Source organism: Paenibacillus sp. FSL R7-0179 (assembly GCF_038002265.1).
GTDB lineage: Bacteria > Bacillota > Bacilli > Paenibacillales > Paenibacillaceae > Paenibacillus_AQ.
The window spans coordinates 2,912,966-2,925,886 of record NZ_JBBOCC010000001.1 but is presented as its reverse complement, the minus strand read 5'-3'; the positions used below and the strand labels follow the sequence as shown (position 1 = coordinate 2,925,886).

Here is a 12,921-nt window from a genome sequence, read left to right as displayed (position 1 = left end):
GTTACAGGCCCCCTATGCGGCAAGAATACATTCAATTTATTATATTATAGCACAGGACGAAACTTGCATTCAATTTACAGATTGTACCCTGACCGCTGCTCAAGGCTGACCTGAGACCGCTGCAGCAGACACTCCGGATATCCGGTCCTGGAGGCTTTTCTTGGCTGCGTCCAGCTCCTTATCGTTAATATATACATAGGGGCTGCGCCAGGTTCCGGTTACCGGTACATATTCGACATTCTCCTTAGAAATATCCCAATAAGTGGCGATCAGACTCTTAATCTGCGCATTCTCGATATCGCTCTCCAGATTATTATCCACTGCATCCAGCACCCGGCCGATTTTGAGGACACCGCCCAGCGACTGCATCTGGGAGATCAATGAAGTCAGCACCTCGTTCTGGCGCTTATTGCGTTCAAAGTCATCCGAAGGCTTCGTCGCCGGCTTGCAGTTGGACTTGCGGTAACGCACATAATCCAGCGCTTTGTCTCCGTTTAGTTGGGCTTCGCCTTTTTTGAGATTAATATTGGTGCCGTCCACACTGTCCGTGTAACACATATTGGCGCTGATATTAACGTCCACGCCGCCAAACTCATCTACGATATCCCGGAAGCCCTGAAAATCCAGCACCGTCGTGTAATCAACCGGAACCCCAAGATACTCACCCATCATCTTCTTCATCTGGTCCTTGGCAAGCACGCCGGATTCCTTCTCCTTGCTCTTGAAGCGGGAGTAGAACGCATTGATCTTCGTCTTCTTGTATCCGCCAAGCTCGACATATGTATCGCGGGGTAAGGAGACCACCGTAGCCGATTTGGTCTCCGGGTTCAAGGCCGCGACCATGATCACATCCGTCAGATTGGACGGGTGCTTCGGACGGTTGTCCGTACCGAGCAGCAGCATCGTCAGCGGCTTCTCCGAGGCAGATTGCCCTGCAGCAACCGGCTCATCCACTCCGAATCCTCCGTGGTCCACCTTCCAGTACAAATACCCTGCATAGCCTAATGCTGCTATAACAGCAATCAGCAGAATGATGAACAGCACTCTCATCAGCCGGGCGAAGAATCCGCGTTTTTTTGGTTTCCGTGCTTTTTTCTTTGCAGTTGTAGCTGAAGCAGCAGACCTCGGCTGCTGCCGGTTAGTGCTGGTGCTTCCTTGCTGGCCGTTCCTTCTGGGTGGCAAATTGCCCTTGCTTGTATTCATAATCCGTTTAGTTCCTTTTCATTCAACTGGAATTGAAGTAGATAACTTCGTAATAACTTAGACGAACCCTATCATCAAAAGTTGCGCCTACTGCCGTTTTGCAGCCGCTGCAGCCTTCCGCTTCTGCCGGGCTTCCACCAGGTAGCGGACCCGCACAAGCAGCATCAGCCCGACCGCTACCAGCAGGCATTGGATGATCGGCAGCTTGTCATGCTGGAAGATAAGAAGCATACCTGAGCCTGCCGCCATCATCACATACAGTACGATCTCTTTGCCGATCGGCAGCTTCTGATTGACGCGGAATACTCGGTTATACACATAAGTCAGTAAGATGAAAATTACAATGTAAGCGATAACTGGATGCTCAGCGAACCAGCTTTGCATAGCCGCTCACTCCTCCCGGATCATAAGTTACGCTTACATTATATCACCCGCCGCCGCTTTATACTGCTATTAATCTCTGCAATTTGAAAGATCCGGTGCCGGGAAAATAATAAAAGCCGCCGGATTGTTCATCCGGCGGCTTCATTGTCATCCGCTTATGCCTGGCTGGCTTGCGCCGCCTTACGTTGCTTCTCTACACGCTCGCGCTCGCCCTTATTCAGGATCTTTTTGCGCAGACGTACAGATTTAGGAGTGATTTCACAAAATTCATCATCATTCAGGTATTCAAGCGCGCCTTCCAAAGAGAAGGTACGTGGGGTCTTCATTTTTACAGTATCATCTTTGCCTGAGGTACGCATGTTGGTAAGTGCTTTTTCTTTGCAAATGTTGACGATAATATCGTTATCACGTGTATGCTCGCCTACAATCATACCTTCATAAATTTCTGTACCTGCATCCAGGAATAGAATACCGCGATCCTCAACACCAACGATTCCGTATTGTGTTGTTGTTCCACTTTCGCTTGCTACAAGCACACCCTGATGACGTCCGCCAACTTGGCCGCCAACCAGTGGAGCATAGCTGTCGAAGGCATGGTTCATTACACCGTAGCCGCGTGTCAGCGTCAGGAAGTGTGTGTTATAGCCAATCAGGCCGCGTGCCGGAATCAGGAATTCCAGACGGACTTGGCCGGTGCCGTGGTTGATCATGTTGACCATCTCGGCTTTGCGGCTGCCCAGACTTTCCATAACGGAACCCATGCTTTCTTCCGGAATGTCAATCATGAGGCGCTCAAGCGGCTCGGATCTGACACCGTCGATGTCTTTAATGATTACTTGCGGTTTAGACACTTGCATTTCATAACCTTCACGGCGCATATTCTCGATCAGGATACCAAGGTGAAGCTCACCGCGTCCAGAAACGACAAACGCATCAGGACTGTCAGTTTCATCTACACGCAAGCTTACATCCGTTTCCAGTTCTTTGAACAAACGCTCACGAAGCTTACGGGAAGTAACCCACTTGCCTTCCTTACCTGCGAACGGACTGTTGTTCACGAGGAACGTCATCTGCATAGTCGGCTCGTCAATCTTCAGAACAGGCAGCGCTTCAGGATGCTGCGGATCAGCAATCGTCTCACCGATGTTGATGTCCTTGATACCCGCAATAGCGACGATATCGCCTGCGCCGGCTTCTTCTGTCTCTACGCGCTTCAGACCCTGGAAGCCGAACAGCTTCTCGATACGGGCAGTCTTGCTCTTGCCGTCACGCATGATGACTGTAACGGATTGGCCTTGCTTGATTACACCGCGGTTCACGCGGCCAATGGCGATACGGCCCAAGTATTCATTGTAGTCCATCAGAGTTACCAGGAATTGCAGCGGTTCTTCAACCTTCTCAGTTGGAGCCGGGATATGCTCAACGATGGTTTCGTATAGTGAAAGCATCGTCTCATCCTGCTTCTCTGCATTCATGCTCGATGTGCCGTTAAGCGCAGAAGCATAGACTACAGGGAATTCAAGCTGGTCGTCACTGGCTTCAAGCTCAATGAACAAGTCCAGCACTTCATCAATAACTTCCTTCGGACGCGCAGCCGGACGGTCAATCTTGTTCACGACTACGATCGGGGTCAGGTGCTGTTCCAGCGCCTTGCGCAGTACGAATTTGGTCTGCGGCATGCAGCCTTCATAAGCGTCAACAACGAGCAGTACGCCGTCAACCATCTTCATAATCCGTTCTACTTCGCCGCCGAAGTCAGCGTGTCCAGGTGTATCTACGATGTTAATCAGGAACTCTTTATAAGTGATTGCTGTATTTTTAGCCAGGATTGTGATTCCACGTTCCCGTTCGATATCGTTAGAGTCCATGGCGCGTTCTTGAACGTGCTCGTGTGCGCTGAAAATCCCGGACTGCTGGAGAAGCTGGTCGACGAGTGTTGTTTTACCATGGTCAACGTGGGCAATGATCGCAATGTTGCGGATATCTTTTCTTGAATGCATGATTTGTATCCAAATCCTCTCATTTATCAAATTAAAACTGTTTAAATTCTTAGCATGTCACGGCAGTCTCACAAAAGAAGCGCCAGGCAGAAAGCCGACGCTCCAACATTCCTTAATTTTATAGTGAAAGTACTATGAAAAGCAAGTCTTTTTCTGAAAAAAAACGTTGCCAAGTCCGCTTAATTTTTCTAATTTTGCCTCATGTCCGGCTCAGCGGTCTTGAATTGTCCTATCAAGGCGTGTTGACGATCTGTTTACCAGCCACCGTTCCACTTCTTGCGGCTTCCCGGTCTGCCTCTTCCCAGCATCAGCCACAGTCCCGCAGCAACCAGCACAGCGCCGAGCAGATAGAGCGCCCCAGTACCTAAAAGGGTGAAGATAACCAGCACTACACTAAGCAATCCAAGGATAACAGCGGCTGATGTTAACCCTCCGGTTCTTCCGGAGGCATACAGCGAATATTCATATAGTCCAACTGCGATTCCGAGCAGAAGTACAGGCCATAAGTGTCTCATGAGGTCCCAGCCCCAGGTATTGCATAAGCCGAAGAGCAAGCCGTACACCGATAGTATGCCCGCTGGAATAAGTACAGATGCAGAAGCGCGGCGGGTGAAAAAGAGCACATGCAGGAACAGGCCAGGAACCAGAATGATGAGCGGCCATAAGGCCCGTCCCAGAAAACCGAACACCCCCAGCTTGCCCAGCAGAATCACGAGGCCGGCGGCGGCGATGAACACACCCAGTTTCATGTCATTTTTGGAAGACATCTTTCACCTATCCCTTCAAAATTTCGTGTCTTTATTTTAGCTGATAAACGCATAAAACACCATCATTCTTCACACATCGCGGCGGAGCATGCTCAGGAAAAATGAAATAAGGCTGTACCAATAGCTTTCCAGCTTTTGGTACAGCCTTATTATTGCCGGTTATCAGCCTGCGGATACTTTCCGGTGCTTCAGCATGCCCGTAACAACCACGATAATGCCCAGCAGGATCGGCAGCATAGCATGAAGAGACGGCAGCAGGAACGAAATCACCGGACCGAATTTGGCATCCTGCAGCAGCATGTTCCCGGCGGTATACGCCAGAATATAGGCACCGATGAACACCAGCACCGGGAAGCGGTGCAGCCAGCCCACGATAATACCGCTCCCCCAGACAACAATCGGAATACTGATCGCAATCCCGATTACGATAAGTGCCAAATCCCCTTTGGCAAGCCCGGCAATCGCCAGTACATTATCCAGGCTCATGATGAAGTCTGCCAGCAGAATGGTGCGCACCGACTTCCAGATGCTGGGGCTTCCCTCAATTCTCAGCTCTCCCTCGTCCTCGAGCAGCAGCTTGAAAGAAATCCATAGCAGCAGCATAGCCCCTCCGGCTTCAATATAGGGAATCTTGAGCAGCAGCACTGCGGCGAAGGTCAGGATACAGCGGAGCGCGACCGCTCCGGCTGCCCCCCACCAGACAGCCAGCTTCCTGTGCTTCTCCGGCAGATTTTTGCTGGCCATCGCTATGACCATGGCATTGTCTCCGCTGAGCACCAGATTAATCATCAGAATTTCACCAAGCAGCAATAATGAATCCATCCACCTCAGCCTCCCTGAACTCCATGTATCTACATGTATGCCGGGGGGCGACAAGCTATGCTTCTTGTCCCGCTATTTTAGAAACTGCGCATGTGCGGCCGGATTGCCGCGTATATCTATAGTCTACGGCCTGACTGGCTGTAAGGGACTGTAAGCCACCAAACCTATAGGAGTGACCCGGGATGAATACATCTGCTGCGGATTTCATATTATCTCTGCTGAATATTGTGTTCCTCGATCTGATTCTGGCGGGCGATAATGCCATCGTCATCGGCCTGGCCGCGCGGAACCTGCAGGGAAAGCGGCAGAAGCAGGCGATTCTGCTTGGTACAGGCGGTGCAGTAATCCTGCGGATCATTGCGACGATTCTTGTGGTGTGGCTGCTTAAAATTCCATGGCTGCTGGCAATCGGGGGGCTGCTGTTAATCCTTATAGCTTATAAGCTGCTGTCAGGCGGCAGTGCAGAGACGGATATTCAGGCCGGCGGAACTCTGTGGGCAGCAGTCCGGACGATTGTGATAGCCGATGCAGCCATGGGACTGGACAACGTTATTGCTGTTGCCGGTGCAGCGAATCATAATATTACGCTAGTGGTGCTGGGACTGCTGATCAGTGTGCCTATTGTGGTCTGGGGAAGCACCCTGTTTATCCGGTTAATCAACAGATATCCATGGATTATCTATCTCGGGTCAGGCGTACTTGGCTTCACAGCCTCCACCATGATTTCCGGCGAGAAGGTCATTGCCCCTTATTTCAAGGCGCATCCCCTGCTGCACATGCTGTTCATCGCCGCAGTAATTGCCGGTATTCTGGCTGCGGGTCACTGGAAGCGCCGCCGGATGGACTTCGCTCTTCAGAACCACTCTTCCTGAAGGCCTGCCTGTGCCGGAACTAAGTCCGCCGGCTTCTCATCGCCATAAGGTGTAATAAGCACGGTCTCGGTTCCGGCAACCGCCGTATCGAGTAACGCCTGATAGCCCGGCAGCGTCGCTTCAATCTTGTCTACAATCCGCATGTTCGGATTCGTCGTCGGCGATTTGGGCACGAACAGTGTACAGCAATCCTCATATGGCAGGATGGACAAGTCATACGTACCGATGGTCTGCGAGAGCTCCACGATCTCACTCTTGTCCATCATCACCAGCGGACGCAGCAGCGGCAGAGCCGTTGCACGTCCGATTACATTCATACTTGGCAGGGTCTGGCTGGCCACCTGGCCCAGACTGTCGCCGGTAATCAGCGCAAGCGCCCCCTCCTTCTCCGCAAGGGCAGTAGCAATCCGCAGCATAGCCCGGCGCATCAGTGTAATAATCAGATTATCCTGACCGATCCCGGTAAAAGAGGTCTGCACCTCCGTGAACGGAACCAGATGCAGCTTAATTACACCGGCATAACGCGACAAAATACGCGTCAAATCTACAACCTTCTGCCGGGCAAGCTCGCTCGTATAAGGATAGCTGTAAAAGTGAACGCACTCTACCTCCAGCCCTCTGCGCATCGATGACCAGCCCGCAACCGGACTGTCGATCCCGCCGGAGAGCAGCAGCATAGCCTTGCCGTTCGTTCCCAGCGGGAAGCCGCCGACTCCGGCAATATTCTCGCAGAAAATAAGAGCATGACCTTCCCGAATCTCAATCTTCAGCTCAAGATCGGGAGACTTCACATCTACCAGCAGCCCCGGATAGCCTTGCAGCAGCGGGGTAGCTATAAGCTTATTCATTTCTATGGAGCCATAAGGGAAGCCCTTCCACACCCGGCGCGCGCTGACCTTGAAGCTGGTTCCCGCTCTAGGAGCGATAAGGTGCAGGAAGGTCCGGCTGGCATCAAGAATATCCTCGAAGTCCGGCCGGGAGACCTTCACCGGGCTAATCGAGGCGATTCCGAATACTTTTACGAGCGCCTCCGTTAATTCTCCTGCGGGTTCACCGTTCAATTCGACGTAGATCCGCCCGAATTCCCGGGTCAGCTTCACGTTCGGATACGGCTTCACCATCTCCTTCACATGCCGCAGTACGGTCTTCTCGAACCGGCTGCGGTTCTTGCCCTTCAGAATGAACTCCCCGAAGCGCAGCAGGAGCATATCCGCATAATCCATGCTGCTCCCGTATCCGGCTTTCTGTGCTCCGCTACCTGTCTCTGTTGTTGTCATTGGTTATTTCATGCCTCCTTCTGCAATCTTCAAGGATTGGACGGCTGCCAGCAGCGCCTGCTCCAGCCGGCTCACATCCAGCTGTGTGTGGCTGTCGCCCAGGCTGATCCGTATACCGCCAAGCGCAGCCGCATTATCCCTGCCCATGGACAGCAGAATCCGGCTAGGCTCAGCCAGACGCGAGGAACAGGCGGAGCGTGTGGCGACTGCCATCCCGAGCTCCTCCAGCCTGCGCGCCAGAACCTCCCCCTTCATGCCGGGGTAAGAGAAGTGGACAATATGCGGCGCCCCGTCCTTACTACTGTTCAGTACAAGCTCCGGTATCCCTGCTATATAATTCTCCAGCTGAGCCTTGAGCGGACGAATCCGGGCGCTGAAGGTCTCCCGCTGTTCCCCGCTCATCCGCATGGCCTTAGCTGAAGCTACAATATTCGGCACATTCTCTGTCCCGGCGCGCTTGCCCTGTTCCTGGGACCCGCCCGTCAGCAAGGGAAACAACGTAACTCCTTCTCTGACATAGAGAATTCCCGTCCCGCGCGGACCGCGGAATTTATGTGCGGACAAGCTGTACAGATCTGCCTGCCAAGCCTTCAGTGGAGCCTCAAGCTTCCCGTAGCCCTGCACGCCGTCTACATGGAACAGGGTCCGGCGGTTCACCGCCTTGACCTGTTGTCCGATCTCGCGCAGCGGCTGTACCGTGCCAATCTCATTATTCACGTGCATCACACTGACCAGCACCGTATCCGGCCGGACCGCAGCAGCAATCTGCGAGGGTTCAACTACTCCATGAGAGTCAGGGGCTACGAAGGTAACCTCCCAGCCCAGCTTTTGCAGCTGAAGACAGCTCTCGTAGACCGAAGGATGCTCCAGCTCCGTGGTTACGATATGCCTCCCTCTGCTCTGATACTGCAGTGCAGCTCCTTTGACCGCCAGATTGTTGCTCTCGGTAGCACCTGAGGTAAATATAATTTCCTGCGGCAGCACATCAAGCGCAGCTGCGCATACTTCGCGCGCACGCTTGATCAGCTTGTCCGCCTCTTCTCCCGCCCGGTGCAGGGAAGAGGGGTTGGCGAAGTGCTTCCTCATCACCTGCTCCAGCGTCTGCACTACCTCCTCATAGGGAGGGGCAGCAGCGGCATAATCCCAATACAGCATATATCGGCGTTCTCCTTTGTGGATTAGAATTCGTAACTGCTTATAGGTTGCAAAAAGGATCAAACGGCCCGCCCCCTAAAAGAACAGGGGTACAGATTCCGTTTGATCCTTATATTATACCGCGAATTGCGCGCGGGCGCGTTCTATTTTGGCAATGTAGGCCTGGGTCTCCTTCGGAAGCTCAGAGAGGTTCGCCATAAGCTCAGCATCGCTGCTGACTCCAAGCTTGTTCACCCGGCCCGGTCCGGCATTATAGGCGGCCAGTGCCATCTTCTCCTGTCCGTCATAGCGCTTAAGCTGGTACGAGAGGTATCGGACACCGCCGTCTATGCTTTGGGCAGGATCGAAGGGGTCGGAGACACCCAGTCCGTTAGCCGTTCCGTCCATTAACTGCATCAGTCCTTTGGCACCGGCAGAAGATACAACATTCGGATTAAAGGAGGATTCCGTATCAATAACCGCCTTGATCAGATCAACCGGAACGCCATATTTCGCACTGGCCGTCTGAATCAGCTGTTCATAATCTGTCGGCACAGTCTGCGTTATTTCCCCGGAAATGTCACTTTTGGGTTCTGTTGCTTCCCCAAGCTGCTGCCACAGCAGATTATCCGTCGAAGAGGTACCTGCAAGAGCAACGTATGTGCTTTTATTGCTGCTGTTAGTGGCTTGAGACGTTCCGGCCGCCTGCTGGAGCATCGCGGTGAACGCTGCCGCGGAAGAGCCGGTAACTCCGGGGTTCGCTTTGGTATCCTCACGCTTCATGCTTGAGCTTCTTAAGTCTACCCATTTCAACTGACCGCTTGGCGCAGCGGCATTGATTGACATGCATCCATTCCCTCTTTCACAAGAAGTCTTATATTTGAACTTTACTATTTATTCTCAGTAATTACTATATGCCTAAGCGAAAAAACAGACTTCAGACCTGCATAGTTAGGTCTGATAGCCTGTTTTGAAAAGCGGATGTGCGGATTCAGCGTGCTCTAACGGGCAAAAGGAATTAAGACAAAATAGCTCAAAGTGGATACAATCCCCAGCCCCATCGACCAGGCTCCGGCTGATTTTTGACCTCTGGCATACGCATAATACCCCAGAACAGCGGCAATCGGCCCCAATATAATGGACCAGATGAATAAGGATACGACACCGAAGCCCAGCCCGATATAGCCGATACTCCGGTCCTCTCCCTCTCTTACACCGCCCGTAGTCCGCTGAGCTTCCCCGCTCCGTTCCATCGTGCTCTGAAGCTGCGACGGGAGCGGACTGAGCTCGGCGGCATACTCCTCATTGTGGCTTCTGTCCCGGCGGGGGTAATCGACTCTGCTGCGCGGGCGCAGAATAACTTTTCTGCGGGCGGAACGGTCCACTTTGGGTTCATCATTCGGATTATCCATAAGGGCCTCCTTCTCAGGCGTTCGGCTTGAACGTCAGACAACAGGTTGCGGACGAGGTTCCGGCATGATCCTGATGATTACCCGCCGTCAGTTCCTCTGCGTATTCCTCCATGTAACGGCTGCCTGCATGCTGATCGATCTCAATGACAATTTCCTCGGCACGGCACAGGTTCTGTTCTCCCCAAAAATGACAGTTGCTCACACTACACTTCACAAGCGGTTTTGTCATAATGATCACCTCGTCATGTATTATGCCCGCCGGACAAATCGGCTATGCGGCTGAAGGCTGCTCACCCGGGGAACAACAAAAAGACCGCCCCAAGCAGCCATATTGGCAGTTGGGACAGCCTTTTAACAGAAATAAGGTTATAGACCGGACAATGGATTACACCTGATTCTGCATCCGCTTCTCCGTCAAATAATCATTCTCATAATAAGTCAGATCATCACGCAGTTCCTCATAGACCTTGGTGATCTCCATAATGATATCGCGTGCCGGACGCACAGGCTTCTTGCGGAAACGGATCGCATCCTGCCCGGTATAGGCATAACGTCCATCCTCCGAATAACTCTCATTCTTAGGATAGAAGAAGTTGTTAACTCCGAGATGATATACATTATATAGCGCTTTTTGCGCGAAAGGTTCATCAAAGGTAGCGCGGCGCAGTGCAAGCCCAAGCTTCTCATAAGACATTTCCGAGAACACCAGCAGATGGCGGAGATCGGACAAGAACCCCCGATAGAAATGCAGCGTTTCTTCATCCTCTTCGGTAACAAGCTGCGGCAGCGCATGCTCGTTCAGGAACAGTTCCATTTTGTCGATAACGGATTTAAGCTTCTCTCTCGTCGATTCACACAATTTCTGCACACTTACTGCTGACATGGCGGTTGCTCCCCCTTATTGTTCCTTGCATTAGTGGTTGTTAATGACACTTAGACATTGCAGTTGTACTCTCTTGATAGTATCACAAAATCTCTTAAGCCTCCACCGTACTGATACCGGAGAAGAATCCTGCTTGTGAAAAGAACGGTACAAACCCCGGAAGGCGCTTTCTTTTTGATATTAACATAAAACCAAGGACGGCGGTAGCCTTTTCGTAAGATGCATAAAACCGGCTTCAGCTCCGAACCCTAACCCGTATATGAAACCACCAGAATGGAGCGGAAATCATGTCACGTAAAAATTTAACCGTCGCCGGTATAGTCACTGCTGCGTTGACCGTACTGCTGCTCACCTTCGCCCTGCGGCCGGAAGGCAGCGGCGGCACCCTTCGGCAAGCGTCTGTGCCTAATCCCTCTGAGGAAAAAGTAATCAAGCAAACCACCCTTGTGCAGGATGTTACAGCCACTGACAAGCTGAACCGCGTTGATGTAAACAGACATCTGAGCACCTTGCTGGCCGATATGCACCACGCTTCGCCTGAAGCTATCTCAGCATATGCGCAGAGCCTTCAGCAGGGGCACGGGCATATCACCATGCTGATGCTGGTTGATTTCAACACCCGTAAGACAACCACCTTCAAATCTTCTCTGCCGGAAGGCACTGACCAGGAGAATAAGCAGCTGCTTCATTATCTGAACACCGCCAAATCTGCGATCAAAGGCCACCAGTCCTATGAATCACCCTCGTTCATCATCGGTGACAAAAAGTATTATTTCGTAGCCCAGCGTAACCGGGAGGGTCAAATGGCTGTCATCGCCCTGATTAACCAGAAGATTCTGGACCGCGTTGCACTGCATCAGCTTAAGAATCTGCGGCTCATTCCGTACCCGAAGGAAGGCAAGTACCGGATAGAATCCGTCCACGCTGATACCTTGAAGGACATCACGGTCAAGACCGGACATGACAATGAGAACGCCAGCCATTACTACGAGAATGAGATTGTCGTCCGTTTCCCGAACGGACATCCCACAGCGGCACAGCTTCAGACCATCACCGCCGATATCCGCTGCAAGGAGCCGCGCAAGCTGGGGTATGCCTATATTTTCCGGTCGGAGCAGATGAGTTACTCCCAGCTCAAGACATACTTCGCCAATAAGTGGCATCCGCTCTACGCAGAGCCTCACTATATGTACTTAACCAATGATACGGTCAGTGAAAATACGGGAGCTAATGTGATTACCCCTAACGACCTGCTCTTCTCGACCTACCAGTGGAATCTGCCGGCGATCGAAACCCCGCAGGGCTGGAATCTGTCCAAGGGCAGCAAGGAGATCGTAATCGCCGTTGTGGATACCGGTGTTCAGGCAAACCACCCGGATCTGAAAGGGCAGCTGCTCAAAGGCTACAATGCGATTACCAGCGGCAGCACACCGGATGACGATGTCGGGCATGGCACCCATGTGGCCGGAATCATCGGAGCGTTAACCAATAATGAGGAAGGCGTCGCCGGCATTAGCTGGTACAACAAGATCCTTCCGGTAAAAGCGCTCGATAATTCCGGGGCGGGCACCACCTATTCGGTGGCCGAAGGCATTATCTGGGCGGCAGATCAGGGGGCCAAGGTGATTAATCTCAGTCTGGGCAACTATGCCGACTCGCAGTTTCTGCATGATGCGATTAGGTATGCCTATGACCGGGATGTGGTCATTGTCTCCGCTTCCGGCAATGACAATACAGAGCGGCCGGGATATCCGGCAGCCTACGAAGAGGTGATTGCCGTCGCCGCAACGAATGCCGCGGGAGAGCGTGCTTCCTTCTCCAATTACGGGGACTACATCGATGTGGCTGCACCCGGGGAGAGCATTGCCAGCACCTATCCCGATAATCAGTATGCAGCGTTATCCGGCACCTCGATGGCCAGTCCCCATGTAGCGGCGCTGGCCGGGCTGGTGCGCTCCTTGAACCCTGCGCTGACGAACAAGGAAGTGACCGCGCTCTTGACCTCTAATGCCATCGATCTGGGCACCGCCGGCCATGATAAGTATTACGGCTGGGGCCAGGTGGATATCTACCGTACCCTGCAGGCGGCAGGAGGAGGCCAGGTTCCGCTCCAGCTGTTCCCGCAGCAGGTCGGCAAACAGCTCGATTCTATACAATAAGCTGCTGC

13 protein-coding genes are annotated in these 12,921 nt (G+C 52.6%); 2 read left to right on the top strand and 11 right to left on the bottom strand.

Annotation, left to right across the window (positions count from 1 at the left end; translation table 11 throughout):
* Positions 1-99 precede the first annotated feature (99 nt).
* From MKX63_RS12940 to MKX63_RS12920, 5 genes are all read right to left on the bottom strand, one after another.
* A complete protein-coding gene (locus MKX63_RS12940; RefSeq protein WP_341017518.1) occupies positions 100-1,203 on the bottom strand; it encodes an LCP family protein in 1,104 nt (367 codons plus the stop codon).
* Positions 1,204-1,290: 87 nt separating this feature from the next.
* On the bottom strand, positions 1,291-1,587 hold the full coding sequence (locus MKX63_RS12935; RefSeq protein WP_036724304.1) for a YlaH-like family protein: 297 nt from the start codon (positions 1,585-1,587) through the stop codon (positions 1,291-1,293).
* 155 nt (positions 1,588-1,742) lie between these two features.
* Positions 1,743-3,587, bottom strand: a complete 1,845-nt coding sequence (gene typA, locus MKX63_RS12930) for a translational GTPase TypA (protein WP_341017515.1) — start codon at positions 3,585-3,587, stop codon at positions 1,743-1,745.
* A 254-nt stretch (positions 3,588-3,841) separates the two neighbouring features.
* The gene (locus MKX63_RS12925; protein ID WP_341017513.1) at positions 3,842-4,354 is read right to left on the bottom strand and encodes a hypothetical protein; all 513 of its coding nucleotides are present in this window, start codon (positions 4,352-4,354) and stop codon (positions 3,842-3,844) included.
* A 162-nt stretch (positions 4,355-4,516) separates the two neighbouring features.
* Positions 4,517-5,176: a TerC family protein gene (locus MKX63_RS12920; protein WP_341017511.1), complete on the bottom strand. Its 660-nt coding sequence runs from the start codon at positions 5,174-5,176 to the stop codon at positions 4,517-4,519.
* Positions 5,177-5,358: 182 nt separating this feature from the next.
* Between MKX63_RS12920 and MKX63_RS12915 the strand changes: the two genes are divergently transcribed.
* Positions 5,359-6,048 carry a TerC family protein gene (locus MKX63_RS12915; RefSeq protein ID WP_341017508.1) on the top strand — a complete coding sequence of 230 codons (690 nt, stop codon included), beginning with the start codon at positions 5,359-5,361 and terminating at the stop codon, positions 6,046-6,048.
* Here MKX63_RS12915 and thiI read toward each other — a convergent pair.
* The 6 genes from thiI to MKX63_RS12885 all read right to left on the bottom strand — a co-directional run bounded on the left by thiI (position 6,030) and on the right by MKX63_RS12885 (position 10,754).
* Complete coding sequence (gene thiI, locus MKX63_RS12910) at positions 6,030-7,271, bottom strand: tRNA uracil 4-sulfurtransferase ThiI (protein ID WP_341018618.1); 1,242 nt, start codon at positions 7,269-7,271, stop codon at positions 6,030-6,032. The two genes, MKX63_RS12915 and thiI, sit on opposite strands and share 19 nt — an antisense overlap.
* Positions 7,272-7,328: 57 nt before the next feature.
* Entirely contained in the window at positions 7,329-8,480 is a 1,152-nt protein-coding gene (locus MKX63_RS12905; RefSeq protein ID WP_341017505.1) for a cysteine desulfurase family protein, read from the bottom strand.
* A gap of 114 nt (positions 8,481-8,594) precedes the next feature.
* Entirely contained in the window at positions 8,595-9,305 is a 711-nt protein-coding gene (locus tag MKX63_RS12900) for a lytic transglycosylase domain-containing protein (protein WP_341017504.1), read from the bottom strand.
* A gap of 155 nt (positions 9,306-9,460) precedes the next feature.
* Complete coding sequence (locus MKX63_RS12895) at positions 9,461-9,871, bottom strand: hypothetical protein (RefSeq protein ID WP_341017503.1); 411 nt, start codon at positions 9,869-9,871, stop codon at positions 9,461-9,463.
* Between the two features lie 13 nt (positions 9,872-9,884).
* A complete protein-coding gene (locus tag MKX63_RS12890; protein WP_341017501.1) occupies positions 9,885-10,100 on the bottom strand; it encodes a DUF1540 domain-containing protein in 216 nt (71 codons plus the stop codon).
* A gap of 156 nt (positions 10,101-10,256) precedes the next feature.
* Positions 10,257-10,754: a YpuI family protein gene (locus MKX63_RS12885; protein WP_036724316.1), complete on the bottom strand. Its 498-nt coding sequence runs from the start codon at positions 10,752-10,754 to the stop codon at positions 10,257-10,259.
* A 287-nt stretch (positions 10,755-11,041) separates the two neighbouring features.
* Between MKX63_RS12885 and MKX63_RS12880 the strand changes: the two genes are divergently transcribed.
* Positions 11,042-12,913, top strand: coding sequence for a S8 family peptidase (locus MKX63_RS12880; RefSeq protein ID WP_341017499.1), 1,872 nt, complete (start codon positions 11,042-11,044; stop codon positions 12,911-12,913).
* The last annotated feature ends 8 nt before the right edge of the window (positions 12,914-12,921 follow it).

What these genes read in the sequence shown, in the direction of transcription:
- MKX63_RS12890 (WP_341017501.1), bottom strand. Translation starts at nt 10,100, where the DNA reads ATGACAAAACCGCTTGTGAAGTGTAGTGTGAGCAACTGTCATTTTTGG.
- MKX63_RS12940 (WP_341017518.1), bottom strand. Translation starts at nt 1,203, where the DNA reads ATGAATACAAGCAAGGGCAATTTGCCACCCAGAAGGAACGGCCAGCAA.
- MKX63_RS12920 (WP_341017511.1), bottom strand. Translation starts at nt 5,176, where the DNA reads ATGGATTCATTATTGCTGCTTGGTGAAATTCTGATGATTAATCTGGTG.
- typA (WP_341017515.1), bottom strand. Translation starts at nt 3,587, where the DNA reads ATGCATTCAAGAAAAGATATCCGCAACATTGCGATCATTGCCCACGTT.
- MKX63_RS12895 (WP_341017503.1), bottom strand. Translation starts at nt 9,871, where the DNA reads ATGGATAATCCGAATGATGAACCCAAAGTGGACCGTTCCGCCCGCAGA.
- thiI (WP_341018618.1), bottom strand. Translation starts at nt 7,271, where the DNA reads ATGGATTATGCGGATATGCTCCTGCTGCGCTTCGGGGAGTTCATTCTG.
- MKX63_RS12915 (WP_341017508.1), top strand. Translation starts at nt 5,359, where the DNA reads ATGAATACATCTGCTGCGGATTTCATATTATCTCTGCTGAATATTGTG.
- MKX63_RS12880 (WP_341017499.1), top strand. Translation starts at nt 11,042, where the DNA reads ATGTCACGTAAAAATTTAACCGTCGCCGGTATAGTCACTGCTGCGTTG.
- MKX63_RS12900 (WP_341017504.1), bottom strand. Translation starts at nt 9,305, where the DNA reads ATGTCAATCAATGCCGCTGCGCCAAGCGGTCAGTTGAAATGGGTAGAC.
- MKX63_RS12935 (WP_036724304.1), bottom strand. Translation starts at nt 1,587, where the DNA reads ATGCAAAGCTGGTTCGCTGAGCATCCAGTTATCGCTTACATTGTAATT.
- MKX63_RS12885 (WP_036724316.1), bottom strand. Translation starts at nt 10,754, where the DNA reads ATGTCAGCAGTAAGTGTGCAGAAATTGTGTGAATCGACGAGAGAGAAG.
- MKX63_RS12925 (WP_341017513.1), bottom strand. Translation starts at nt 4,354, where the DNA reads ATGTCTTCCAAAAATGACATGAAACTGGGTGTGTTCATCGCCGCCGCC.
- MKX63_RS12905 (WP_341017505.1), bottom strand. Translation starts at nt 8,480, where the DNA reads ATGCTGTATTGGGATTATGCCGCTGCTGCCCCTCCCTATGAGGAGGTA.